The sequence below is a fragment of the Pseudomonas phoenicis genome (assembly GCF_047302395.1).
GTDB lineage: Bacteria > Pseudomonadota > Gammaproteobacteria > Pseudomonadales > Pseudomonadaceae > Aquipseudomonas.
On the sequence record NZ_CP154852.1, the window covers coordinates 515,897 to 540,911 of the forward strand.

The 25,015-nt window shown below is 64.1% G+C and carries 24 protein-coding genes and 3 tRNA genes; 12 read left to right on the forward strand and 15 right to left on the reverse strand.

Annotated features, from left to right (window positions below; all coding sequences use genetic code 11):
- Positions 1-23: 23 nt before the first annotated feature.
- The 4 genes from AA0Z93_RS02495 to AA0Z93_RS02510 all read left to right on the forward strand — a co-directional run bounded on the left by AA0Z93_RS02495 (position 24) and on the right by AA0Z93_RS02510 (position 3,354).
- Positions 24-863 carry an ABC transporter permease gene (locus tag AA0Z93_RS02495; protein WP_413046537.1) on the forward strand — a complete coding sequence of 280 codons (840 nt, stop codon included), beginning with the start codon at positions 24-26 and terminating at the stop codon, positions 861-863.
- On the forward strand, positions 853-1,647 hold the full coding sequence (locus tag AA0Z93_RS02500; protein ID WP_413046536.1) for an ABC transporter permease: 795 nt from the start codon (positions 853-855) through the stop codon (positions 1,645-1,647). The genes AA0Z93_RS02495 and AA0Z93_RS02500 overlap by 11 nt, the downstream gene beginning before the upstream one ends.
- Positions 1,648-2,637: an ABC transporter ATP-binding protein gene (locus AA0Z93_RS02505; protein WP_413046535.1), complete on the forward strand. Its 990-nt coding sequence runs from the start codon at positions 1,648-1,650 to the stop codon at positions 2,635-2,637.
- A 66-nt stretch (positions 2,638-2,703) separates the two neighbouring features.
- Complete coding sequence (locus AA0Z93_RS02510; protein ID WP_413046534.1) at positions 2,704-3,354, forward strand: HAD family hydrolase; 651 nt, start codon at positions 2,704-2,706, stop codon at positions 3,352-3,354.
- A 60-nt stretch (positions 3,355-3,414) separates the two neighbouring features.
- Here AA0Z93_RS02510 and AA0Z93_RS02515 read toward each other — a convergent pair whose 3' ends face one another.
- Positions 3,415-4,377, reverse strand: a complete 963-nt coding sequence (locus tag AA0Z93_RS02515; protein ID WP_413046533.1) for an NAD(P)H-quinone oxidoreductase — start codon at positions 4,375-4,377, stop codon at positions 3,415-3,417.
- A gap of 140 nt (positions 4,378-4,517) precedes the next feature.
- Here AA0Z93_RS02515 and AA0Z93_RS02520 point away from each other — a divergent pair, with 140 nt between their 5' ends.
- Positions 4,518-6,599 carry a carboxy terminal-processing peptidase gene (locus tag AA0Z93_RS02520; RefSeq protein ID WP_413046532.1) on the forward strand — a complete coding sequence of 694 codons (2,082 nt, stop codon included), beginning with the start codon at positions 4,518-4,520 and terminating at the stop codon, positions 6,597-6,599.
- A gap of 138 nt (positions 6,600-6,737) precedes the next feature.
- Here the strand turns inward: AA0Z93_RS02520 and AA0Z93_RS02525 are convergent, their stop codons facing one another.
- From AA0Z93_RS02525 to pcaQ, 5 genes are all read right to left on the reverse strand, one after another.
- Complete coding sequence (locus AA0Z93_RS02525) at positions 6,738-7,106, reverse strand: hypothetical protein (RefSeq protein WP_413046531.1); 369 nt, start codon at positions 7,104-7,106, stop codon at positions 6,738-6,740.
- Positions 7,103-7,444: a helix-turn-helix domain-containing protein gene (locus tag AA0Z93_RS02530; protein WP_413046530.1), complete on the reverse strand. Its 342-nt coding sequence runs from the start codon at positions 7,442-7,444 to the stop codon at positions 7,103-7,105. Before AA0Z93_RS02530 ends, AA0Z93_RS02525 begins: the two co-directional genes overlap by 4 nt.
- A gap of 99 nt (positions 7,445-7,543) precedes the next feature.
- Entirely contained in the window at positions 7,544-7,984 is a 441-nt protein-coding gene (locus AA0Z93_RS02535) for a YkvA family protein (RefSeq protein WP_413046529.1), read from the reverse strand.
- A 288-nt stretch (positions 7,985-8,272) separates the two neighbouring features.
- On the reverse strand, positions 8,273-9,031 hold the full coding sequence (locus AA0Z93_RS02540; protein WP_413046528.1) for an FKBP-type peptidyl-prolyl cis-trans isomerase: 759 nt from the start codon (positions 9,029-9,031) through the stop codon (positions 8,273-8,275).
- Between the two features lie 191 nt (positions 9,032-9,222).
- The gene (pcaQ, locus tag AA0Z93_RS02545; RefSeq protein WP_413046527.1) at positions 9,223-10,155 is read right to left on the reverse strand and encodes a pca operon transcription factor PcaQ; all 933 of its coding nucleotides are present in this window, start codon (positions 10,153-10,155) and stop codon (positions 9,223-9,225) included.
- 136 nt (positions 10,156-10,291) lie between these two features.
- Between pcaQ and AA0Z93_RS02550 the strand changes: the two genes are divergently transcribed.
- The 4 genes from AA0Z93_RS02550 to AA0Z93_RS02565 all read left to right on the forward strand — a co-directional run bounded on the left by AA0Z93_RS02550 (position 10,292) and on the right by AA0Z93_RS02565 (position 14,787).
- On the forward strand, positions 10,292-10,495 hold the full coding sequence (locus tag AA0Z93_RS02550) for a ParD-like family protein (protein ID WP_296265046.1): 204 nt from the start codon (positions 10,292-10,294) through the stop codon (positions 10,493-10,495).
- Positions 10,492-11,280 carry a type I methionyl aminopeptidase gene (map, locus tag AA0Z93_RS02555; RefSeq protein WP_413046526.1) on the forward strand — a complete coding sequence of 263 codons (789 nt, stop codon included), beginning with the start codon at positions 10,492-10,494 and terminating at the stop codon, positions 11,278-11,280. Before AA0Z93_RS02550 ends, map begins: the two co-directional genes overlap by 4 nt.
- A 118-nt stretch (positions 11,281-11,398) precedes the next feature.
- A complete protein-coding gene (locus tag AA0Z93_RS02560; protein WP_413046525.1) occupies positions 11,399-12,091 on the forward strand; it encodes a DUF1266 domain-containing protein in 693 nt (230 codons plus the stop codon).
- Positions 12,088-14,787, forward strand: a complete 2,700-nt coding sequence (locus tag AA0Z93_RS02565; protein WP_413046524.1) for a DUF805 domain-containing protein — start codon at positions 12,088-12,090, stop codon at positions 14,785-14,787. Before AA0Z93_RS02560 ends, AA0Z93_RS02565 begins: the two co-directional genes overlap by 4 nt.
- Here the strand turns inward: AA0Z93_RS02565 and AA0Z93_RS02570 are convergent.
- The 3 genes from AA0Z93_RS02570 to AA0Z93_RS02580 all read right to left on the reverse strand — a co-directional run bounded on the left by AA0Z93_RS02570 (position 14,781) and on the right by AA0Z93_RS02580 (position 16,868).
- The gene (locus AA0Z93_RS02570; RefSeq protein ID WP_413046523.1) at positions 14,781-16,499 is read right to left on the reverse strand and encodes an Hsp70 family protein; all 1,719 of its coding nucleotides are present in this window, start codon (positions 16,497-16,499) and stop codon (positions 14,781-14,783) included. The two genes, AA0Z93_RS02565 and AA0Z93_RS02570, sit on opposite strands and share 7 nt — an antisense overlap.
- 203 nt (positions 16,500-16,702) lie before the next feature.
- Positions 16,703-16,779 (reverse strand) — tRNA-Asp (locus AA0Z93_RS02575).
- Positions 16,780-16,792: 13 nt separating this feature from the next.
- A tRNA-Val gene (locus tag AA0Z93_RS02580) sits at positions 16,793-16,868 on the reverse strand.
- A 208-nt stretch (positions 16,869-17,076) separates the two neighbouring features.
- Here AA0Z93_RS02580 and rdgC point away from each other — a divergent pair.
- The 3 genes from rdgC (at position 17,077) to sugE (ending at position 19,513) form a co-directional block, all read left to right on the forward strand.
- Complete coding sequence (gene rdgC, locus AA0Z93_RS02585) at positions 17,077-17,997, forward strand: recombination-associated protein RdgC (protein WP_413046522.1); 921 nt, start codon at positions 17,077-17,079, stop codon at positions 17,995-17,997.
- Positions 17,998-18,107: 110 nt separating this feature from the next.
- Complete coding sequence (locus tag AA0Z93_RS02590; RefSeq protein ID WP_413046521.1) at positions 18,108-19,070, forward strand: bile acid:sodium symporter family protein; 963 nt, start codon at positions 18,108-18,110, stop codon at positions 19,068-19,070.
- 125 nt (positions 19,071-19,195) lie between these two features.
- On the forward strand, positions 19,196-19,513 hold the full coding sequence (gene sugE, locus AA0Z93_RS02595; RefSeq protein WP_413046520.1) for a quaternary ammonium compound efflux SMR transporter SugE: 318 nt from the start codon (positions 19,196-19,198) through the stop codon (positions 19,511-19,513).
- 16 nt (positions 19,514-19,529) lie between these two features.
- Here sugE and AA0Z93_RS02600 read toward each other — a convergent pair whose 3' ends face one another.
- The 6 genes from AA0Z93_RS02600 to ybgF form a co-directional block, all read right to left on the reverse strand.
- On the reverse strand, positions 19,530-21,404 hold the full coding sequence (locus tag AA0Z93_RS02600; RefSeq protein ID WP_413046519.1) for an MFS transporter: 1,875 nt from the start codon (positions 21,402-21,404) through the stop codon (positions 19,530-19,532).
- 223 nt (positions 21,405-21,627) lie between these two features.
- The gene (locus tag AA0Z93_RS02605; protein ID WP_413046518.1) at positions 21,628-22,326 is read right to left on the reverse strand and encodes a YoaK family protein; all 699 of its coding nucleotides are present in this window, start codon (positions 22,324-22,326) and stop codon (positions 21,628-21,630) included.
- Positions 22,327-22,574: 248 nt separating this feature from the next.
- A tRNA-Lys gene (locus AA0Z93_RS02610) sits at positions 22,575-22,650 on the reverse strand.
- A gap of 57 nt (positions 22,651-22,707) precedes the next feature.
- Positions 22,708-23,385 (reverse strand): 7-cyano-7-deazaguanine synthase QueC, encoded by a 678-nt coding sequence (queC, locus tag AA0Z93_RS02615; RefSeq protein ID WP_413046517.1) that lies wholly within the window; start codon positions 23,383-23,385, stop codon positions 22,708-22,710.
- 17 nt (positions 23,386-23,402) lie between these two features.
- A complete protein-coding gene (gene queE / locus AA0Z93_RS02620) occupies positions 23,403-24,050 on the reverse strand; it encodes a 7-carboxy-7-deazaguanine synthase QueE (protein ID WP_413046516.1) in 648 nt (215 codons plus the stop codon).
- Between the two features lie 161 nt (positions 24,051-24,211).
- A complete protein-coding gene (ybgF, locus tag AA0Z93_RS02625; protein ID WP_413046515.1) occupies positions 24,212-25,015 on the reverse strand; it encodes a tol-pal system protein YbgF in 804 nt (267 codons plus the stop codon).

Below are 25,015 nucleotides of genomic sequence, written 5' to 3' on the forward strand. Positions count from 1 at the left end.
CCAGTGCGCCGGGAGCTGTCGCGATGAGCGCGCGGCCGTCGGGGCGCTACCTCGCGCTGCTCTGCCTGCTGCCGTTCGCGGTGTTCTTCGTGGTGTTCCAGATCGCGCCGCTGGCCTGGGTGGCGCTCAACAGCCTGCATGGCGAAGCCGGTTGGGGGCTGGACAACTTCGGCAAGGTGTTCAGCTCCAAGTTCTACCTGCAAGCGCTGCAGCGCAGCCTGGAGATCAGCCTCTGGTCGAGCGTGTTCGGCCTGATCGTCGCGGTGCTGGGCGCTTATTCGCTGCGCCAGGTCGACTCGCGCCTGCGCGACTTCGTCAGCGCCTTCGCCAACATGACCAGCAATTTCTCCGGCGTGCCCCTGGCCTTCGCCTTCGTCATCCTGCTCGGCTTCAATGGCGCGTTGACCCTGTTGCTCAAGCAGATCGGCCTGCTGGACGACTTCAGCATCTATTCCAAGACCGGGTTGATCCTGGTGTACACCTACTTCCAGATTCCCTTGGGCGTGCTGCTGCTCTACCCGGCCTTCGACGCCCTGCGCGAGGACTGGCGCGAAGCGGCCGCCCTGCTCGGCGCCAACGGCTGGCAGTACTGGCGCCACATCGGTCTGCCGATACTGACCCCGGCGCTGCTCGGCACCTTCGTGATCCTGCTGGCCAACGCCCTGGGCGCCTACGCCACGGTGTACGCGCTGACCACCGGCAACTTCAACGTGCTGCCGATCCGCATCGCCGCGCTGGTGGCCGGCGACATCAGCCTGGACCCGAACCTGGCCAGTGCCCTTGCGATGGTGCTGGTGGGCCTGATGACGGTGGTCACGGTGGCCCATCAATGGCTGTTACGCAGGAGCTACCATGCGCGCTGAACCTGGCAAGGGCGGGCTGTACCACCGCGCGGTGGTGTACCTGCTGTTCACCCTGCTGCTGCTGCCGCTGGCCGGCACGCTGCTGTACTCCCTGGCCACCAGCTGGTCGGCGAGCCTGCTGCCTAGCGGGCTGACGTTCAAATGGTATGTGGCGTTGTGGAGCGATCCGCGTTTTCTGGCGGCCTTCGGCCAGTCTTTGCTGGTGTGCGTGGGCGCGCTGCTGCTGTCGGTGGTGCTGATCCTGCCGCTGCTGTTCGTGGTGCATTACCACTTTCCGCGCCTGGACGGGTTGATGAACGTGCTGATCCTGCTGCCCTTCGCGGTGCCGCCGGTGGTGTCGTCGGTGGGCCTGCTGCAACTGTACGGCAGCGGCCCGCTGGCCATGGTCGGCACGCCGTGGATCCTGATCGGCTGCTACTTCACCATCGCCCTGCCCTTCATGTACCGGGCCATCACCAACAACCTGCAGGCGATCAACCTGCGCGACCTGATGGACGCCGCTCAATTGCTGGGCGCCAGCACCTGGCAGGCGGCCTGGCTGGTGGTGCTGCCCAACCTGCGCAAAGGGCTGATGGTGGCATTGCTGCTGTCGTTCTCGTTCCTGTTCGGGGAGTTCGTGTTCGCCAACTTGCTGGTGGGCACTCGCTACGAAACCCTGCAGGTGTACCTCAACAACATGCGCAACAGCAGCGGCCACTTCAACAGCGCGCTGGTGATCTCCTACTTCAGCTTCGTGCTGGTGATGACCTGGATCGCCAACCGTTTGAACAAGGACAAGACCTGAATGAGCTTCGTCAGCGTGCAGCACCTGCACAAGCGTTATGCCGACAGCCCCGTGTTCGACGACATCAATTGCGAGATCGCCCAAGGCGAGTTCGTCACCCTGCTCGGCCCCTCCGGCTGCGGCAAGTCCACCCTGTTGCGCTGCATCGCCGGCCTCACGCCGGTGGACGGCGGGCGCATCCTGCTCGACGGCCAGGACCTGGTGCCGGTCAGCCCGCAGAAGCGCGGCATCGGCATGGTCTTTCAAAGCTATGCGCTGTTTCCCAACATGACGGTCGAACAGAACGTCGCCTTCGGCCTGCGCATGCAGAAAGTGGCCGGCGACGCCAGCCGCCAGCGCGTGCGCGAGGCACTGGAGCTGGTCGAGCTGGGCGCGTTCGCCGGTCGCCATCCGCACCAGTTGTCCGGCGGGCAATGCCAGCGCGTGGCCTTGGCCCGCTCGCTGGTCACCCGTCCGCGTCTGCTGTTGCTCGACGAACCGCTGTCGGCCCTGGATGCGCGCATCCGCAAGCATTTGCGCGAACAGATCCGCGCCATCCAACGCGAGCTGGGCCTTACCACGATCTTCGTCACCCACGACCAGGAAGAGGCGCTGACCATGTCGGATCGCATCTTTCTCATGAACCAGGGCCGCATCGTGCAGAGCGGCGACGCCGAAACGCTGTACACCGCACCGGTCGACGCCTTCGCCGCAGGCTTCATCGGCAACTACAACCTGCTCGACGCCGATGCCGCCAGCCGCCTGTTGCAACGCCCGGTGCAGAGCCGCCTGGCCATACGCCCGGAAGCCATCAGCCTGGGAGATGGCGGCGAGTTGGATGCCTTGATCCGCAGCCACAGCTTGCTGGGCAACGTCGTTCGGTACCGGGTGCTGATACGCGAGGTGGAGCTGGTGGTGGATGTGCTCAACCGTTCGGCCGCCGATCTGCACGCGGACGGCAAGCGGGTATCCTTGTCCATCGATCCTGCGGCGCTGCGCGAAGTGGCTTAGGCTTCGCAGTGGCGGCGCCTGGCGCGCAGGGGCAGAGTCCACACGAATCCAAGGAATTTTTCATACATGGCGTTGGCAATTTTCGATCTCGACGAGACCCTCATTCACGGTGACTGCTCGGCCTTGTGGTGTGTGCAGATGGCAAGGCTGGACTGGGTCGACGAAACGTTCCTGCGTCGCGACGCGCAGATGCAGGAGGCCTATGGCAAGGGCCATTTGCGCATGGAGGAGTACATGGCCTTCAGCCTGGAACCCATCGCGGGGCGCACGCTGGAGGAAATCGAGCACCTGGTGCAGCCCTGGGTCGAAGAGGTCATCGAGCCGATCATCTTCGGCGACGCCTGCCGCTGCATCGCCGAGCACCGTCGGGCCGGCGACCGGGTGCTGATCATCTCGGCGTCGGGCGCGCATCTGGTCGGGCCGATCGCGCAACGGTTGGGCGTCGAGGAGTACTTGGCCATCGACCTGGAGACGGCCAATGGCGTGTACACGGGCAACACGCGAGGCGAACTGAGCTACCGCGAAGGCAAGGTCACGCGATTGCTGGCCTGGCTGGACCAGGAGCAGGAAAACCTCGAAGGGGCGAGTTTCTACTCCGATTCGCGCAATGACCTGCCGTTGCTGCTGCGTGTGGACCACCCACGGGCAGTCAACCCCGACGCGGTGTTGCGCGAACATGCGCAGACCAACGGCTGGCCCATCCTCGACTGGGCCTGACCGCACCGGATGACGGCGGTGCCTGTCCCACCAGTGCGGCGGGACAGGTCAGTCCGGCGATCAGCTCAGGGACGGGTCGATCACCAGCACCAGCTTGCCCGACACCTGATTGCTTTCGAGTTCGGCATAGGCCGCTTCGGCGAAAGCGATCGGGTAGGTGTCGACCAGTTGCGGGCTCAAGCGGCCTTCGCTGAACAATGGCCAGACCTGCAGCCGCAGGTCGCTCAGCAACTGCGCCTTGTACTCGTCGCTGCGGTTGCGCAGGGTGGAGCCGGTGATCTGCAAGCGCTTGCTCAGCACTTTGGCCAGGTCGAACTCGGCCTTGCGCCCACTCATCAGGCCGATGATCACCCAGCGCCCGTCGCGCGCCAGCAGGTCCAGGTTCATGTCCACGTAGCCCGCGCCCACCGGGTCGAGCACCACGTCGAACGGGCCCAGTTCGCCCAGGGCGTCGAGGTTCTCGTTGCGCACCACACCGCCATTGGCGCCCAGCGACTCGCAATAGGCCAAACGCTGCGCCGAGCCGACGCTGACCCACAGCGGGTTGCCAAACGCCTTGCACAGCTGGATGGCCGCCGAACCCACGCCGCTGGCGCCGGCATGCACCAGCACCTTTTCACCGGCTTGCAGCCCCGCCAGCTGGAACAGGTTGAGCCAGGCGGTGGCGTACACCTCGGGAATCGCTGCGGCTTCGTGCAGGCTCAGCCCTTCGGGTACCGGCAGCACGTGGCGGGCATCGACCACCACTTCTTCGGCCATGCCGCCGCCGGCCAGCAGCGCGCAAACACGCTCGCCGACGATGAAATCGACCCCTGCGCCGACCTCTGCGATCACACCGGCGCACTCCAGGCCCAGGTATGGGCTCGCACCCGGCGGGGGCGGGTAGTTGCCCGCTTTTTGCAGCAGGTCGGCGCGGTTCAATCCCGCAGCCGCCACGCGAATGCGTACTTGCCCTGCGTCACAGGTGGGACGCGGCGCGTCCACCCAGGCTACGTGTCCGTCAACGCCTTGCAATGCCTTCACAGTGCCTCCATAGTTGATTCATGACTGAGCCCGCGGCGCCACGCCGCGGGCTTTTTGCAGTATTTGTCCGGCTCGATGGAACCGGCGCACGGAAAAGACGGCCTACTATGCGTGTTCAATTGCCCCCACGTCGAATCAGCATGAAGCAATCCCTACCTCGCACCGCACTCGCCCTTGTCATCGGTCTGGGCAGCTTCGCGCTGGTCGGTAACGCTTCGGCAGCCAACAAGTGGGATTCGTTGAAGCCCGACCGCGACGAAGTGGTCGCCAGCCTCAACGTGGTCGAGCTGCTCAAGCGCCACCACTACAGCAAGCCGCCGCTGGACGATGCCCGTTCGGTCATCATCTACGACAGCTACATCAAGCTGCTCGATCCCTCGCGCAGTTATTTCACCGCTGCGGACATCGCCGAGTTCGACAAGTGGAAGACGCAGTTCGACGACTTTCTCAAGAAAGGCGACCTCGACCCGGGCTTCACCATCTACAAGCGCTACCTCAACCGAGTGAAGGCGCGCCTGGACTTCGCCCTGGCCGAACTGAACAAGGGCGTCGACAAGATCGATTTCAACACTCAGGAAACCCTGCTGGTCGACCGTAAGGACGCGCCTTGGCTGAAGAACGACGCCGAGCTCGACGACCTGTGGCGCAAACGCGTCAAAGATGAAGTGCTGCGCCAGAAGATCGCCGGCAAGGACCTCAAGCAGATCCAGGAAACCCTGACCAAACGCTACAAGAACCAGCTGGCCCGCCTCGACCAGACCCGCGCCGAAGACATCTTCCAGGCCTATATCAATACCTTCGCCATGTCCTACGACCCGCACACCAACTACCTGTCGCCAGACAGCGCGGAGAACTTCGACATCAACATGAGCCTGTCGCTCGAAGGCATCGGTGCGGTGCTGCAGAGCGACAACGACCAGGTCAAGATCGTGCGCCTGGTGCCGGCAGGGCCGGCAGCCAAGACCAAACAGGTCTCCCCGGCCGACAAGATCATCGGCGTGGCCCAGGGCGACAAGGAAATGGTCGACGTGGTCGGCTGGCGCCTGGACGAAGTGGTCAAGCTGATCCGCGGGCCGAAGGGTTCGGTGGTGCGCCTGGAGGTGATTCCGGCCAACAACGCGCCGAATGACCAGACCAGCAAGATCGTGTCCATCACCCGTGAGGCGGTCAAGCTCGAAGAGCAGGCGGCGAAGAAGTCGATCCTCAACCTCAAACAGGACGGCCACGACTACAAGCTGGGCATCATCGAGATTCCGGCCTTCTACCTGGACTTCAAAGCCTTCCGCGCCGGCGATCCGGATTACAAGAGCACCACGCGCGACGTGAAGAAGCTGCTGACCGAACTGCAAAAAGAGAAGGTCGACGGCGTGGTCATCGACCTGCGCAACAACGGCGGCGGCTCGTTGCAGGAAGCCACCGAACTGACCAGCCTGTTCATCGACAAGGGCCCGACGGTATTGGTGCGCAACAGCGACGGTCGCGTCGACGTGCTGGAAGACGAAAACCCCGGCGCGTTCTACAAAGGCCCGCTGACCCTGCTGGTCAACCGCCTCTCGGCTTCGGCATCGGAGATCTTCGCCGGCGCCATGCAGGACTACCACCGCGCGCTGATCATCGGTGGCCAGACCTTCGGCAAGGGCACTGTGCAGACCATCCAGCCGCTCAACCATGGCGAGCTGAAGCTGACCCTGGCCAAGTTCTATCGCGTTTCGGGCCAGAGCACCCAGCACCAGGGCGTGCTGCCCGATATCGACTATCCGTCGATCATCGACACCAAGGAGATCGGTGAAAGCGCCCTGCCCGAGGCCATGCCGTGGGACACCATCCGCCCGGTGGTCAAGCCCGCCGTGGACCCGTTCAAGCCCTACCTGGCACATCTGAAGGCGCAACACGAGGCGCGTAGCGAGAAGGATGCCGAGTTCATCTATATCCGCGACCGCTTGGCATTGACGCAGAAGCTGATGACCGAGAAGACCGTCAGCCTCAACGAGCAAGAGCGCCGCACCCGCCACGATGAGATCGATGCCAAGCAATTGGCTTTGGAGAACATCCGCCGCAAGGCCAAGGGCGAAGAGCCGCTCAAAGAGTTGAAGAAAATCGACGAAGACGCGTTGCCGGAAGAAGATGAGGACACCAAGCCCGAAGACGATGCCTATCTCGCAGAGACCGGGCGCATCCTGATCGACTACCTGAGCGCCAGCGGTGCGGTTTCCAAAAAGTGATCGATAGCTAGGCAGCAGAACTGAAAAGGCCGGACATGCGAATGTCCGGCCTTTTTCGTTGTACCTGTCACCAGCGGACAGATGAGCACAGCTTCGTTGGGAGCGTGACGAACCTACGGATCGGCCGCCATCCCGTCCCTATTCCGTGTCGGGATAGCGATGTTCGAATACCCTGGCCACCTCGGAAGCATGCCATGACGCCGCCTCCAGACCATCGGCCGGCCCGTGGAAACGACCGAGCCGTTCGGCACACTCGAAAAAGCCCGTGCGCGGCAACCGGCTGGCGCCCTGGCTGATCACCAACGCGCTGCGCAGTGGCTGCTCGGCGCGGGTGTCGAGCATGGCCAGGTATTCCAAAGCGGCGGTGAGGGTCTGCATGGCCGGGGTGGGCAGTTGCAAGCGCTCGATCAGAGCACGGTACGTCAGCAGGTGGCGTTGGCGGCGGGCGAGGTCCAGCTCGTCGAGCAGGTTCTGCCAATGCTGCCGGCTGATCCTCACCTGGCTCACGGCTCATCGCTCCAGCCCGGTACGCCGAGGTGCCAAGCCAGGGCGCGGCGGATGGCCGCGCCGGGCTCGCGCTCCCCGGCCTCGATCATGCCCAGGTAGGCCGGGCTGATGCCGACGTTGCGCGCCAGGGCTTCGGGGGCGATCTGCTTGGCCTGGCGCAATGAGCCCAGTTCGATCAAGGCTGGCAGGACAGCGGGCGGCGCGGTTTCGGCGGGGCGTTGGCTGGCGGGCGCTTCGATGGGCGACTCGCCAGCCGCTTTGAGCAAAGCCTGGAACTGCGCCCAGGGGACCACGGCGTACTCGGGTTGACCGTCGCGGCTGATGACCTGGATACCCATTGCTGACCCTCGTTGACGGGGTGCCGACTGCACCCGATTGGCATGATCGAAGGGCCGATTATATCCACGCAGGCGAAGAAGGGTATGCGGCAGGCCAAATCAAGGGTCGCGTTTTTCCAACTGCAACGCCTCGGGGCTGGCGGGCAGGCGTTCGACGACGCGCAGCCGCTCCGGCGATTGACGGTCGCGCCACTCGCGAAAACGCGCCAGCTCATCGGCCACGGTTTTCATCACCCAACCCAATACGGCGATATCGTCGAGAAAGCCGACGCCCAGTATCCAGTCAGGGATGGCATCGATGGGGCTGACGAAATACAGCAGGCCAGCAACGATGGTCACCAAAGCCCGCGTGCTGATGGCGCGGTACTCGCCTCGCCACCATGCCAGGCACAGCGACTGCATCAGGCGCAAGTCGTCGCGCATCTTGCCCAGCTTCGGCCCTTTGCGCGCGACCGCGAACAACAAGGCAGGCAGTCGCCCGCGGCTGAGCAGGCGTTCGGCCAGAGGCAGAAACCGAGCGAAATTCCAGGGTGCGCTCATGAAACCTCCAAATGACGGGCGGGTTATCCACATTTTTTGTGGATAACCTTGTGAACAGGGACATGTTTTCAGCGTATTGCGCCCACGGGACAAGGGCCGCACTCAAATCGGGCATTTTTTACACAGTTATTTCAAACGTGTAACCGTTCGAAAAGCTTCAGCTAAAGCCTTTCAGCTCGCCTTGCATTGTCTGGGACCGCAGTATCCAGACAGGGTTCGCAGCGATTCACCGACGGCCAGATACGACAACGCCCCGTCGAAACGGGGCGCTTTTTGCCGCAGAAGCGATTACTGCGCAGGTGCCGGCTCGGCAGCCGGTGCTTCAGGCGCCGACTCTTGCGGCTGGGCCTGAGCCGGGTCCTTGATGCCCAGCAGTTCCAGATCGAAGACCAGGACCGAGTTGGCCGGGATCAGCGGGCTCGGGCTCTGCGCGCCGTAAGCCAGCTCGGCTGGGATGTACAGCTTGTACTTCTCGCCGACATGCATCAGTTGCAGCCCTTCGACCCAACCTGGAATCACGCCGCTGACCGGCAGGTCGATCGGGCTGCCGCGCTCGACGGAGCTGTCGAAGACCTTGCCGTCGATCAGCTTGCCTTCATAGTGCACGGTCACGACATCGGTAGGCTTGGGCTGCGGGCCGTCGGCTTTCTTGATCACTTCGTACTGCAAGCCCGACGCGGTGGTGACCACGCCGGATTTCTTGCCGTTTTCCTCGAGGAATTTCTTACCGGCGCTGGAAGCTTCTTCGCTGGCCTTGGCCAGACGCTCTTCGGCGCGTTTCTGCAAGGCGCTGAAGGCCTCGACCAATTCTTCGTCCTTCAGGCGCTGGTCTTTCTTGCCGACCGCGTCTTCGATGCCCAATGCGACAGCTTTGGAATCGAGGTCGTCCATGCCTTCCTGGGCCAGGCTCTTGCCCATGTTCAGACCGATGCCATAGGAGGCTTTCTGCGAAGGCGTCTTGAGCTCGACGTCGCTGGTCTTCGCGTCGCAGCCTGCAAGCACCAGACCTACCAGGGCAACCGCAGCCGCCAGACGATGTTGTTTCATGCTGATTCCTTGTTCATGCGCCAGAGGGGCAAATCAGGTAAGGCCGCGAGCTTAGCAGGCGGTCACGACCAATGGCTACCGGCATGAGAGCCATGGGCTGGCATGAAGTTCCTCAGGTAAAAGCTTCTTCATGGAGCGCCTGGGCAGCGCGTCGCACGGCACTGCCCCATCGATTCGCAGCGGCGGGACGTTCAGGGGTAAAGACCGGCGCGGTAAGCCTCGGCCACTTCGCGCAACACCTCGCACAACCATTGCGCCGGCAGGCTCGACGGCAGCGCCGCGTTGCGGCAGATGCCCACCGATCCGCCAGGTTCCTGGCCGCCCAGATCGAGTTGGCGCAGATCGCCCTGGCGCAGGTCGATCAAGACCGCATCGCGTGGCGCCACCCAGATCGCGTCGCTGCCCAGCACGTACCGGCGGCTCAACGACAGCGACAAGGTTTCCAGACGTTGCGCCGGCAACTCGATGGCGCACTGCACGAACAGGCTGTCGGCATGGCGGCGGATGGTGGTGCCCTCTGGCGGCAGCACCAGCGGGTAGCCGCTCACTCGCTCGCGGGCCTTGGCGCCTGCGGCCAGCAGTGGGTGGCCCGGGCGTACCACCAGGCTCATCGACTCGTTGTACAGGTGTTCGAACGACAATCCCTGGATCTGCGGGCTGTCGGTCATGCGCCCGACGACCAGCTCCAGTTCGCCCAAGTGCAACTGGCCAAGCAGTTGCGCGCCGACCCCGGTAGCCACGCTCACCACCAGCGCCTCGTGGCGCTGGTGCAGCCGACACAGCACTTCGGGCATGAGCAACCCCTCGACCGTCGACAACACACCGATGCGCACCTGCGAAGGCGCACGCGCCGCACTGCGGACACTGCCTATGCCTTCGCGCAAGGCCTGCACGCTGGGCGCGGCGTAACGCATGAAACGTGTGCCGGCCACGGTCAGTTGCGTGCCTTGGCGAGAGCGCTCGAACAGACGCGTTTCCAGCAGCGCCTCCAACTCCTTGAGGCTTTTCGAAATCGCCGGCTGGCTGATCGACAGGGCGTCCGCCGCCCGCGCCAGGCTGCCCTGGCGGGCGATCTCGAGGAAACACAGCAGGTGGCGGTATTTGATGCGGGTATCGAGGTTCATCGGCAGGTGGGCGCAGGCCAGTGGAAAGCGGCAGCTTAGCGCATCGCCGCGCTGCCCGTGAGCGACGCAGGGCTGGCATGCCAGCCCTTTTTGACGATATGCTTCGTATACGTTTCATATACCAGGAGGAGTGCCCATGGGTATCGTCAAGATCGGTGACGCCCTGCACCAGGACCTGCGCATCGCCAGTACCGCGCTGTCGCGCTCGATCAACGCCCAGGCCGAACACTGGATTCGCCTCGGCATGCTCGCTGAGCTGCACCCCCAATCCACCTACGAGCAACTGCTGCGCCAATTGCTGCGCCAGGAACAGGCCAACTTGCAGGAGCTGCTGCAATGAGCAACGTGATCATCAAGGACGCGGCGCAACTGGCGCTGATGCGCCATGCCGGCCGCCTGCTGACCCAGGTGTTCGCCGACCTCGACGGCTTCATCCGCCCGGGCGTGACCACCCTGCAGATCAACGACCGCGCCGAAGCGTTCATCCGCGCCCTGGACGCGCGCCCGGCCAGCAAGGGCCAGTACGGCTTCCCCTATGCGCTGAACACGTCCATCGACCACGTGGTGTGCCATGGCATGCCCAAGGATGACGAAGTCCTGCTCGACGGCTCGATCATCAATGTCGACATCACCCTCGAACAAGGTGGCTACATCGCCGATTCCTCGAAAATGTATTGCATTGGCCAGGTCAACGGCGAGGCCCGACGCTTGGTCGACACCACTTACGAAGCCTTGTGCAAAGGCATCGAGCAGGTCCGCCCCGGTGCCACCCTGGGCGACATCGGTCATGCCATCCAGCGCCATGCCGAAGCCGCCGGCTATAGCGTGGTGCGCGAATACTGCGGGCACGGAATCGGCAAGGACATGCACGAAGCGCCGCAGGTGCTGCACTACGGCCAGCGCGGCATGGGCATGAAACTCAAGCCCGGCATGGTCTTCACCATCGAACCGATGCTCAACCAGGGCGCGCGCGGCACCCGCACCTTGCGCGACGGCTGGACGGTGGTCACCCGCGACGGCGGCCTGTCGGCGCAGTGGGAACACACCGTGGCCGTCACCGAAAGCGGCGTCGAAGTACTGACCCTGCGCGAGCAGGAACGCGGCGGACCGCTGTCGGCGCTGTGACCCCTGTGCACGGCACCAAGCGGCGGACCGGCGGTCACAGCAGCGGGTGCTGCGCAGCCGTCCGCCCGTGCCCTTCCGTACCCATCGTCCTCGCTTGAGCCTTGCCTGGAGCCCTTTCATGGATGAACACGCGCAGCATTGGCTGCATCTGCTGTCCGCCCCCGTCGCCGCCCTCAATGGGGCGAGCTTCACCGCCGCCGAATACTACGAAGACGAAGACAAGGCCGACCTCGAACGCGGCTGGGGGATCGGCAACCGCGCGCAATTGCTCGATGCCCTGGGCATGGCCGACAGCGGCCACGCCCTGGAGCTGGCCGACGCCTATTGGCAATACGAGCGTTGCCTGCCGCTGCAATGGCAGCGCCGCCTGGCCGAGCTGACGCCACGCGAACGCATCAAGTACGAGTACGCCGCGCGCACCTATCCGGACTGCGGCCCGGGCGGCATCCGCGCCTGGGACCTGGCGCGCATGAGCTTCCTGCTGCGCAACGGCGTCAAGAAGGCCTACCTGACCCGCGAAGAAAGCCTCTGGCTGCACTACCGCCTGGCCCTGCGCGCCCGTCACTACTACGACGGCTGGGACGCTTACATCGCCGGTTATCTGGTGGGCAAGGCGTTGTGGAATGCGTCGGAGTGCAGCGATGACCAGTTGCAAGCCGAATTGCAGCGCCAGGGCAGTGAGCACTGGAACCGCTGCATCGCGCTGAACCTGCGCCTGGGCGCCGAACAGTGGTTCGCCGACGTGCCGTGGGATGCGCCGCTGCCCGAGCCCGAACGCCCGCACACATTGGAAGAGGACTGCTGGTCATGAGTTGCTGGACCCGCCTGGGCATCGAACCGACCCAAGACCTCGACACCATTCGCCTGGCCTACCGCAAGCAACTGCCGGCGCACCATCCGGAAACCGACCCGGAAGGCTTCCAGGCGCTGCGCGAGGCCTACGAACAGGCCCAACGGCTGGCCCGGGAACCGGCCCTGGCCGATGTCGAGCCCTCTGCCGACGAGGCTGCGCAAGACGATCTGCACCCGACCCTGCGGGCACTGCACCATGTGCTCGAAGAACCGGCGCTGCGCTTCGATCCACAGGCCTGGCAAGGCCTGGTCGACGAGCTCGACGACCTGCCTCTGGAAGAACTCGACACCGTCGGCTGGCAAATGCTCGCCTGCCTGCGCGAGTGCGGGCCGATCTCGCACCGCTGCGTGGGCCTGCTGGCACAGCGATTGGCCTGGGCCGATCAGCTCCTGCGCGTGGAAAACCCGCAGGAAGTCGAAGCCCTGCTGCAACACCTGCAGATCCCCGACCCCTTCGACACCGGCCTGATGCGCGACTGGCCGCCCATGGTACAGATGGAAACCCTGTGGTACTTCCGGACCCTGGAATTCATCTTCCAGCACCGCGCCCTGTTCGAATTCGAGCAGTTCGTGGACCAGCACACCTGCATGGCGATCCCGGACGACCCGGCGCTGATAGAACGCCTGTACAGGCAGACGAGCCTGGCCGGCATTCCCAGTCAGCTGGTCCACGATCATTGGCAAGCAGCGTTGCACGCCTCGCCCGACGATCCCGACCTGCTCTACCTGCTGACCCGCCAGGCCGATGCGCTGCGGCATACCGAGCAGGCCCTGGGCGGTTGGATTCGCCTGTGGCGCGAGCATTGGTACCCGCAGGCCGAGCGCTGGTTGCTGGACCACTGCGCACGTGAGCAGCCCGAGCGATTACCGCTGCTGATCCAGGCGTTCGACCGGCAGGAAGCGCCCGGACACCTGCCACAAAACCTGAGCGATCCCCTGCTGGGCGCCCCAGCGCAGAACGTCAGCACCCTGTCGCGCTGGTCCGAAGCCTCGCGCCGTCGGCTGGGCGGGATCGCCGCCACGTTCATCGACTGGCGGCTGGATGGCGACGACGAATTGCCGCTGCTGGCCTGGCTGCTCGACGAGCAACCCGACCCGGCGCTGCAACGCCGCTACTGGCAAGCCTGGGCACTGCACCGCGGCGAAGCCGGGCTGCTGCAGCAGATCCTCCAGTCCACACCCAGTGACGACCCGCTCGACGGGTTGATTCTCGAAGGTTTCCAACGCCAGGCCCGGCAGCAGATGGTCTGGTTGCAAACGTCGGCCGTGGCCTCGGCATTGAATGCGTACTGCGACAGCGACGATGCCACGCTGGACCTGCCCGAATCGCTGCTGGCGCTGGAGGTTCACCCGGCCTGCCGCGAATGGCTGCGGCGCATGCGCAGGTACTCGACGACCGCAGTGCTGAACCTGAACCGCCAGTTCCAGATGCGCAGCATGTTCACCGTGCCCTTCGCCTTGGCCCTGCAAGGCCGCATGGCCGAGCAAGGCATTGTATTGCCGCCCCTGCCAGGAGGCGAGGCGCTGTGGGACTGGCACCGTCATCAGCTGTTCATGCTGGCCATGCTCGATCAGCCGGCACGCTGGATGGACCTGGTCAGCGCGCAGGTCAGCGCGCGCCTGCAGTACCCGGCCGGGCATCCGTTCCACGGCCTGCACCGCCAGTTGCTCCTGGCCCAAGCCAGTTCCACCAGCGAAGGCCTGCTCGACTGGCTGGACCCCGACGACCCGTTGCAAAGCATGGTCGGCATCAAGCTGCTGAACCTGGCTACGGCCTTGCAGAGCGACCGTTTGCCGAGCGCCGCGCAGCTTCATTCGTTCCTGGTGCAAGAACCCTGGGTACTCGACGACTATGCACTGGGCGATCTGCTGCTGGGGGCGGTATTGCTGCATGACCGCTCGCTCAAGGCCGAGCAGCGCGGCCACATGCGCGAGCGGATGGAAAGACTGGCAGCGCCGCACGCCTGGTTCGAGACCCTGCGCCAGCACCTGGTCGCAGGTCAGTTCAAGCCACCCAAGGACAGCGAGATCCACTCCCAGGGTGTCGACGCCAAGCTGTTCAAGCAGGCGTTGCAGGCATTGCACCATCTGGTCGACGACTGCCAACCGCCCAGGACGGCCGTGCTGCAAGCCCTGCAAAAGGGCAAGGACGATGAGCGACAGGACCCTGGCCTGCGCTGCGCGATCATGGCGCTGCTGACGTGGTCGGAGCGCATGCTGGCGAACATGGCGCTGCTGACGTGGTCGGAGCGCATGCTGGCGAACATGGCCAACTACCCCAGCGAGCCTGCCTGGAAATTCTGGAAGCTCGGCAGCCGTTTGGACCGCAGGGGCTATGGCCTGCACCTGCTGGCGATGTTCGGGTTGAAGGTCGTCCCCGCCGCGCTCGGCTGGGCGGGGCTGCGCGAGACGATCGTGCTGCTGATCGTACCGTGGCTGGTGTGCGCCATGATCCGTCGGGTCCGCGATCTGGGCTACGGAGGCGTCGTCTTGGCGGTGCTGCTGGGGGTAAGCGTCGTCGTGCCCTTCATGACCCTGATCCTGCTGACGCTACCCGGCGACAAACTGCCCAACCGCTACGGCTCGCCGCCGAACGCCCCCAACCAGCTCAAGCACGGCCTGCAAGCCGCGCTGCGCCGGCTCAACGGTCAGTAGCGCAGTTCGTCCAGCGCCTGGCTCAACGCCTGGCGCTGGCGGCTGATCTCGCCGGGCTGCTGCCCCGCCAACACGCCGTTGAAGGCATCCAGCCAACTCGCGATCAACTCGCGCTCATCGCCCAACGCCTGCACCCAGGCGCGCTCCAGGCGCGCCAGCAAGGTGCGGTTGGGCAACGTATCGCGCGGGTGGATCTTCAACCCTGCCAGACGCTCGTGGCTGGCCTGGCGCGCCTGCGGATCGAGGCCGGTGGGGCTGCGGTCGATGCTGTGGCTATGCTTGAGGCCGGTGTCGATGAAGGTCACGTCCACTTCCAGCAAGCCGTTGATGTCGTAGCTGAAGCGCACGTCCAGCGGCTGCACCTGGCCGGTGGGCTGCAACGGAATTTCGAAACTGTCGACCAGGATGTTGTCGCGCACCCAGGGCCGCTCGCCTTGGTAGACGGCGATGCGCACGCTGGTCTGCTCGGCGTGGGTGCTGTAGAAGCGCTGCACCTTGGAGGTGGGAATGACGGTGTTGCGCTCGATGATCGGCGAGAACGCGCCGGAGACGTCATCGCCGCGCTGTGAGGCGACGCCCAGGGTATAGGGGCACACGTCGGTGAGGATCAGTTCGTCGATGGCTGCGTCGCGCGCCTTGCACGCCGCCTGGGCTGCGGCGCCGAGGGCGACGATGGTGTCGGGGTCCAGATGGCGATAGGGCAGCTTGCCGAACAGCTTGGCCACCAGTTGCTGCACCTGCGGCATGCGTGTGGCGCCGCCGACCAGTACCAGGCTATCGAGCTCGCGCGGGCTCAGGCGGGCATCGCGCAAGGCCTGCTCGATGGGCGCGCGGACCCGTGCCAGCAGCGGTGCCCAGATGCTTTGCAGAGCGCTGCTGTCCAACTGCCATTGACGTTGTTGACCATCGCCGCTCCAGTCGAGCACACGGCTGCCCTCGCCCGCTTCGCATTTGAGCTGCTCGATGGCGTCATGCAGGCTGGCCAGCGCCTGGGGCGCGAGGCTTTCCAACGGCAGGTCCCAGTCGCGCAGGCAGGCGGTGAGCAAGGCGTCGGTGAAATCCTCGCCGCCCAGGTAATTGTCACCGGTGGAGGCATGCACCTCGATCAGCGGCAAGGCGTATTCGAGCACGGTCACGTCGAAGGTGCCGCCGCCCAGGTCGAACACCAGGGTGCGCTCGAACTTCTGCTCATGCAGGCCGTAGGCCATGGCCGCTGCCGTGGGTTCGTTGATCAGCCGCTGCACCTTCAAGCCGGCCAGCTCTGCGGCGAACACCGTACGCTTGCGCTGCTCGTCGCTGAAATAGGCCGGCACCGAAATCACCGCTTCGCTGACGCTGCAACCCAGGTAGGCCTCGGCATCCTGTTTCAACGCACCCAGCACCAGTGCCGACAGTTCCTCGGGGCTGAAGCGGTGCTCGCCCAGTTCGAAGCGCTTGTCGCTGCCCATGAAACGCTTGAACGCGCCGACTGTGCGCTCGGGGTGGGTGGTCAGACGCGCTTTGGCCGCCTTGCCGACCAGCACACTGCCGTCTTCGTCGACACTGACCACCGACGGCGTCAGCACTTCACCCAAGGCATTGGCGATCAACCGTGCCTGACCGTCTTGCCAGACGGCGATCAGACTGTTGGTGGTGCCCAGGTCGATGCCCAGGAGCGGCGTGGTGGCGGTAACCGTGGAAACGGGGGTGTCGGCGGTGGGGGCGTCCTGCATGGGTCGGTCTCTGGCTTGCGGTGGATGGCCGCACGCAACCCGCAGGTGCGTCCGGCAGACCTGTGGGATTGTGACGCAATGGCGAGATGAGGTGAAGGCGTTCCACGGCGTTCGCACCGATGAAATCGCGGACACAAAAAAAGCGACCCTAAGGTCGCTTTCTCTGTCGTTTCCAGGTGTTCAGTGGGCCTGGAAACTCAATATGGCGCAGCGGACGGGACTCGAACCCGCGACCCCCGGCGTGACAGGCCGGTATTCTAACCGACTGAACTACCGCTGCGCTATACATCGAGTGGTGGGTGATGACGGGATCGAACCGCCGACCCTCTGCTTGTAAGGCAGATGCTCTCCCGGCTGAGCTAATCACCCTTTCGTCTCGGTGTGGCGCGCATTCTACGGAGGAGGTACTACCCTGGCAAGCACTTTTTTCAAAAAATTTTTCAGGCCTTTCAAGGACCTAGCGTGTCTGTATTTCGCCCCACCGGCAGGGCGTTCGATTGTGCGATGACAGGACTGGCCTGTACCTGCCCATCGGAGAATAATGCCCGCCTCATGCATTAAGGAGAGTTACCCCCTCATGTGGTTCAAGAACCTGCTGACTTATCGCCTGACCCAGGATGTGCCGTTCGAGGCCGAAGCGCTGGAGGCCGCCCTGGCCACCAAGCCGGCCCGCCCCTGCGCCAGCCAGGAGCTGACCACCTATGGTTTCGTCGCGCCGTTCGGCAAAGGTGAAGACGCCCCGCTGGTGCACGTCAGCGGCGAGTACCTGTTGATCGCCGCACGCAAGGAAGAACGTATCCTGCCCAGCAGCGTGGTCAACGACGCGGTGAAGGAGAAGGTCGAAGAGATCGAGACCGAGCAGATGCGCAAGGTCTATAAAAAGGAACGCGACCAGATCAAGGACGAGATCATCCAGGCCTTCCTGCCGCGCGCGTTCATCCGCCGTGCCATGATCTTCGCCGCCATCGCCCCGCGCCTGGGCCTGGTGCTGGTCAACTCGGCCAGCGCCAAGCGCGCCGAAGACCTGCTGTCGACCCTGCGCGAAGTCATGGGCTCGCTGCCGGTGCGCCCGGTCGCCGTGAAGATCGCCCCGAGCGCCACCCTCACCGACTGGGTCAAGTCGCAACAACCGGTCGCCGACTTCGTCATCCAGGACGAATGCGAGCTCAGCGACACCCACGAAGACGGCGGCACCGTGCGCTGCAAGCGCCAGGATCTGGCCAGCGAAGAAATCCAGCTGCACCTCAATGCCGGCAAGGTGGTGACCCAACTGGCCCTGGGCTGGCAAGACAAGCTGTCGTTCGTGCTCGACGACAAGACCGTCATCAAGCGCCTGAAATTCGAAGAGCTGTTGCAGGAGCAAGCCGAGCAGGACGGCGGCGAAGAAGCCGCGCAGCAATTCGACGCCAGCTTCCAGCTGATGATGATGACCTTCGCCGAATTCCTCCCGGCGCTGTTCGAAGCACTGGGCGGCGAAGACATTCCGCAAGGCGTCTGACCCTATCCAGCCATGCGGGGTGCGCGCCATGCCGGTGCCGCCCCGTGTCTCGACTCGGCCTCACCGCACCACGCGCACCTTCCTCTTCTTATAACGACAAGGACTTTCCCATGCGTGCCCTCGCCGCCCTGAGTCGCTTCGTCGGCAACACCTTCGCCCTCTGGGTATTGGTGTTCGCCTGCCTGGCGTTCCTGCAACCGCAGTGGTTCCTCGGCCTCAAAGGCGCCATCGTGCCGCTGCTGGGTCTGGTGATGTTCGGCATGGGTCTGACCCTCAAGCTCGACGACTTCGCCGCCCTGGCCCGGCAACCCTGGCGCGTGCTGCTGGGGGTGGTCGCGCACTTCGTGATCATGCCGGGCATGGCCTGGCTGCTGTGCCAAGTGTTCCACCTGCCGGCGGAGATTGCCGTGGGCGTGATCCTGGTCGGTTGCTGCCCGAGCGGCACGGCGTCGAATGTGATGGTCTGGCTGTCCAAGGGCGACCTGGCCCTGGCCGTAGCCATCGCCGCAGTGACCACCCTGCTCGCGCCGCTGCTCACCCCTGCCTTGATCTGGCTGCTGGCCTCGGCCTGGCTGCCGGTTTCGTTCATGGACATGTTCTGGTCGATCCTGCAGCTGGTGATGCTGCCGATCGTGCTCGGCGTGCTGGCCCAGCGTCTGCTCGGCAACAGGGTGCACGCGGCGGTGCAGGTGCTGCCGCTGGTGTCGGTGGTGAGCATCGTGCTGATCGTCTGCGCGGTGGTGGCGGCCAGCCAGGCGAAAATTGCCGAATCCGGCCTGCTGATCATGGCGGTGGTGGTGCTGCACAACAGCTTCGGCTTCTTGCTCGGCTACCTCACCGGCAAGTTCTGCAAGCTGCCGCTGGCGCAGCGCAAATCGCTGGCGCTGGAGGTGGGCATGCAGAACTCGGGGTTGGGCGCGGCGCTGGCGGCGGCGCACTTCTCGCCGCTGGCCGCAGTGCCCAGCGCGCTGTTCAGTGTGTGGCACAACATCTCCGGGGCACTGCTGTCGACCTGGTTCCGCAAGCTGGAAGAGCCGGCAGCGTCGAACGAACAGCCGGGCAAACATCGATAGGACAGGGTTGCCTGCTTCGTTTACGCGAGGCAGGATAGGCCCACTGTTGAGGACGACCTCACGACGCTTTGGCGTGATCATTCGGGGACGGCCCCATCTTCGACACTCAAGATGGAGGCACCCCCATGTCCTGGATCATCCTGTTCTGCGCCGGCCTGTTCGAGATCGGCTGGGCCGTCGGCCTCAAGTACACCGACGGCTTCACCCGCCCACTCCCCACTGCATTGACCATCGGCGCCATGGCCGTGAGCATCGGCTTGCTCGGCATGGCGGTGAAGGAGCTGCCGCTGGGCACGGCCTATGCCGTGTGGACCGGCGTCGGTGCGGTCGGTACGGTCATCGCCGGCATCATCCTGTTTGGCGAGGCCGTGACGCTGATGCGCGTGGCCAGCGTCACCCTGATCGTAGCCGGCCTGGTCGGCCTGAAGGTCAGCGCCGGCTGACCTCCACCCCTTTCCTTCAACGGCGGTCGCCGCGCAAGGCGGCGACCCGCTCGCGCAACACGTCCGGCTGCGCCGCCTCGACCGCGACGGCCTCCCCCGCTACCACCGTGACCCGCGACCACAACCGTTTGAACAGCCCCTTGTTCGGATCGCGACTGAAGAAGCTGCCCCACAGCCCTTGCAACGCCAAGGGGATCACCGGTACCGGCGTTTCCCGCAGGATGCGTTTGACCCCACTCTTGAACACGTCGATCTCGCCGTCGGCGGTCAGCTTGCCCTCCGGGAAGATGCACACCAGTTCGCCGTCCTGCAGCGATCGGGCGATACGGGCGAAGGCCTGCTCGTAGATCACGGCATCTTCGCCGCGCCCAGCGATGGGAATGGCGCCAGCGGTGCGGAAGACGAAGTTGAGCACCGGCAAATGATAGATCTTGTAGTACATGACGAAGCGAATCGGCCGACGAATCGCGCCGCTCAAGAGCAAGGCATCGACGTAGGAGATGTGGTTACACACCAGCAACGCCGCGCCTTCGTCCGGGATGCGCTGCAGCTCACGGTGCTCGACACGGTACATCGAGTGGCTGAGCAGCCAGATGAGAAAGCGCATGGTGAATTCGGGCACGATGCGGAAGATATAGGCGTTGACAGCGACGTTGAGCAGCGACACCACCAGGAACAGCTGAGGAATGCTCAGGTCGGCCAGGCTCAGCAGGAGGATGGTCAACAGTGCCGAGGCCACCATGAACAACGCATTGAGGATGTTGTTGGCGGCGATCACCCGCGCGCGCTGGTCTTCGGGCGTGCGCGCCTGGATCAGGGCGTACAACGGCACGATGTAGAAACCGCCGAACACGCCCAGACCGACGATCGACAGCATGATCCACCAGGCCTTGCTCAGGCCCAGCAAGGCCAGCCAGTCATAAGGCATCGCCGGCGTCGGCACGTCGCCCGAATGCCACCACCAGAGCAGGCCGAACACGGTCAGGCCGAACGAGCCGAACGGTACCAGGCCGATTTCCACCTTGCGCCCGCTGAGCCGCTCGCACAGCAGCGAACCGACGGCGATGCCGACCGAGAACAGCGTCAGCACCAGGGTGACCACGGTTTCGTCGCCGTGCAGCCAGTCCTTGGAATAGGCAGGAATCTGTGTGAGGTAGATGGCGCCGACGAACCAGAACCACGAGTTGCCGACGATCGAGCGCGACACCGCCGGCGTCTGCCCCAAACCCAGGCGCAGGGTCAGCCAGGATTGTTTGAAGATGTTCCAGTCCAGCTTCATCTGCGGCGAGGCGGCGGCGGCGCGCGGAATCCAGCGGCTGGCCAGGTAGCCCGCCAGCGCAGTGCCGACCACGGCACAGGCCACCACGGGGGCATAATGGGTCGAGGACATCATGATCCCGGCGCCGATGGTGCCGGCCAGAATCGCCAGGAAGGTGCCCATCTCCACCAGACCGTTACCGCCGACCAGTTCGTCGTCGCGTAGCGTCTGCGGCAGGATCGAATACTTGACCGGCCCGAATAACGCCGAATGCGTGCCCATGGCGAACAAGGTCAGCAGCATCAGCTCGAGATGGTTGGTCATGAAACCGGTGGCGCCGACGGCCATGATGACGATTTCGGCCAGCTTGATCGCGCGGATCAATGCGTCTTTGGCGAACTTCTCGCCGAACTGCCCGGCCAGGGCCGAGAACAGGAAGAAGGGCAGAATGAACAGCAACGCGCAGAGGTTGACCCAGATCGAGCGGTCGCCTTCCAGGCTGATCTTGTAGAGGATGGCCAGGATCAGCGATTGTTTGAACAGGTTGTCGTTGAGGGCGCCCAGCGATTGGGTCACGAAGAACGGCAGGAAGCGCCGCTTGCCGAGCAGGCTGAATTGCGAAGAGTCACTCATGGGGCTACGTCCTGGTAGGGCTCGATCATGGCACACACCGTGTCATGGCAAAGCGACGAATCTGCATGGCCTGGCGCTGTCTGGCAAGTTTTCTGGTGGTTTGTCTCGTAAGCCGCCGAACTCGAGCGAATGGTTTGGCGAGGTGTGGCCGGCGAGGTGCGGCCGGCGAGGTGTGGCCGGCGAGGTGTGGCCGACGTTGGCGAGGCGCGTTCGGCCAAGCTCCCTAACGCACCATGTAGCCTCGCTGCCAGGCAGGAGGTATCAGCACCACGATACCGGCCAGCGCCAGCGTCATCACCGCGCTTACCCCGAGTGCCTCGATCCCTAGCCGCGCCTGTAACCAAGCTCCCCACACCGCCCCCAACAGCATGCCGCTCCAAGGCACCAGCTGTACGCGCCAGCCGCTGTGGCGCTCGCCCATCAGCCAACGCCCCAAGCCGCGACCGAATCGCGACAGTGCGCCGGTGACGTAGGTGAGCCCGATCGCCATGCCATTGACCTGCTCGACCACCGCATTAAGCATGCCCATGGCGACGATGGCCAAGGCCAGCGCTACGAAGATTCCCAGCCCAGGCAATGCGGCACCGCCCAGCACCAAAGCCACGATGACCAGCAGCGGCGCAGCGCGACGCCGTAACGCACGCGCCAGCATCACCCCCAAGGCATTGCCCAGCACGAAGCAGACGATGGCCAACCCCAGACGCAGCAGGCCATGAATCTCGCCCTGGCTGATGGAAATCGCCATGCGCGTGGTGTTGCCGCTCATGAACGAGACGAAGTCGCCCGTGGCCAGAAAGCCGATGGCGTCGGTCATCCCTGCCAGGAACGACAAGGCGGCGACCAACGCCAGACCGACACGACCATTGAGCGCGCGAAGACGCGCGCGTTCTGCGCTGGAGGGCGACGAGGAGCTGGGTAACATGGGCTCGAGTCCGGATGGCGGCACAGTGGGCAGCATCGGAGTACGGATGTGGGCACGTCAAGCCATGCTGGCCTGTTCGAGCGGCCGAGGGGCTGGAGTTGAACGACACAGACGAAAAAGCCCGCCATGGAGGCGGGCTTTTCGCGGGTGAGTGCACTCGGACAGATGTCTGGTGCCGCTCATGACAGGTGCTTCAGAGGCCGATACTTGAAAGCGCTTCCGCAACCCTGCACACGCTGCTTTGAAGATGGTGGGTCGTGTAGGATTCGAACCTACGACCAATTGGTTAAAAGCCAACTGCTCTACCAACTGAGCTAACGACCCGTTGGATGGCGCGTATCTTAATGATTTCCAGAAGGAAATCAATACCCTACAGCGAAATTATTGAAAATAAGGCGTAGGGTCCTGCACCCCTGCCTGACGGAAGCCGTCGGCACGCAGCCGGCAACTGTCGCATTTGCGGCAGGCGCGGCCGTCATCGTCGGCCTGGTAGCACGAGACCGTTAGCCCGTAATCCACACCTTGGGCCACGCCCGCTTGGATGATCTGCGCCTTGCTCATGTTCTGCAGCGGTGCACGGATGGTGAAGCCGTTGCCTTCCACGCCGGCTTTGGTCGCCAGATTGGCCATGCGCTCGAAGGCCTCGACGAACTCTGGACGGCAATCGGGATAGCCCGAATAGTCCACCGCATTGACGCCGATGAAGATATCCCGCGCCTGCAGCACTTCCGCCCAGCCCAAGGCTAGGGACAGGAACACCGTATTGCGTGCCGGCACGTAGGTGACCGGAATGCCTTCGGCCGGCGCCTCGGGAACGTCGATGCTGGTGTCGGTCAGGGCCGAGCCGCCGATACCGTCGAGGTTGAGGCCGATGACTTTGTGTTCGACCACGCCCAAGTCGCGGGCAATGCGCGCCGCAGCGTTGAGCTCGGCGCGATGGCGCTGGCCGTAATCGAAACTCATGGTGTAGCACTGATAGCCTTCGGCCTTGGCCATCGCTACCACAGTGGCTGAGTCGAGCCCGCCCGATAGCAGGATGACAGCACGTTTCTCGTTCATGGTTGATGACTCCTCAATCAGCGGCCAGGTTCGTCGTTCCACAGCAGTTTGTGCAACTGCAATTGGAAACGTACGGGCAGGTTGTCGGCAACGATCCAGTCGGCCAGCTCGCGGGCGTTGACTTGACCGTGGCTAGGCGAAAACAGCACCTCGCCAGCGCGCTGCTCGAGGTTGTACTCGATCAGCTTGGAGACCGCCCAGTCATAGTCCTCACGCGAGCAGATCACGAATTTGACCTGGTCGTTGCGCGTGAGGTGCGCCATGTTTTCGTACAGATTGCGATGGCACTCCAGCGAACCTGGCGTTTTGAGGTCCACTACCCGGCTGACACGGGTGTCGGTCGCCGAGATGTCCAAGGCGCCGCTGGTTTCGAGGTTGACCTCGTAGCCGGCATCGCACAGCCGCTGCAGCAAGGGCAAGGCGTTGGGCTGGGCCAGTGGCTCGCCGCCGGTGACGCAAACGAAACGGGGCTTGAAAGCGGCCACCTGCTCGAGGATCGAATCCAGCGTACGGACGGTGCCACCGCTGAACGCATAAGCGCTGTCGCAGTACTGACAGCGCAGCGGGCAACCGGTCAGACGCACGAACACGGTGGGCAAGCCAGCCGTTCGCGTCTCACCCTGCAACGAGTAGAAGACTTCGGTGATGCGTAGTGTGTCTTGCATGGTCCGCCCAGGGCCAGGCAGCTACACAGGCTGCCCGCCTCCGTAAGGCACTGGCGCGAACTCGACATAGCGTTATCCGCGACAGCGTAGTGATTGAAAAAAGGGCGCAGAGTCTAACGAAAAAACCCGCGACAGGCGCGGGTTTCTTTCGAACGGTAGGATCAGAGCCGTTGCAAGTCGCGCTGGGCCAATTGCGCAGCGGACGTTCCTGGGTATTGGCTGACCACTTGCTGCAGGATGCCTTTGACTTTGTCGGTATGCCCCAGACGTCGCTCGACATCGGCGAGCTTGTACAGGGAATCGGGCACCTTGCTGTGTTTGGGATATTGCTGACCCACTTTGGCGAATGCCTGGCTGGCGCCCTGCAAGTCGCCTTTGGCGAGGTTGACTTCACCCAGCCAGTATTGCGCGTTGCCGGCATATTGGCTGTTGGGATACTTGCGCAAGAAGGCGCCGAAGGCCTGGCTGGCCTTGTCGAAGTCTTTTTGCTTGATCAGGTCGAAGGCAGCGTCGTAATACAGCTTTTCTTTGGCCGGATCACCCGGTTCGCTCGAAGGCGCGGGTTTCGCGCTGGCGCCACTGTCGCCACTCGCAGTGCCCGCAGCGGGAGCGCTGCCGGCAGAAGAATTGTTGGACGTCGGCGCTTGCGCAGCACTGTTGATGCGCTGGTCGAGATCCTGGTAACGCTCCAGCCCCTCTTGCTTCATGCGTGCAACATCGTTTTGCAGCTCTTCGATGATGCCCTGTTGGCGAGAGATCTGGTCTTGCATCTGTTGCAACTGCATGAACAGCTGCCCTTGTGCCGAGGCAGGGGCGGAAGCCCCTGCGCCGGCATAAGCGCCGCTCGTGCCATAACCCGCGGGCGGATAGCTGCTCGCGTTGTCACCGACGATAGGAACCGCGGCCAGTGCCGAGAACGGCAGGCCGAGAGCGAGGACGGTTACAGCAAGGCGGCACTTACGCAT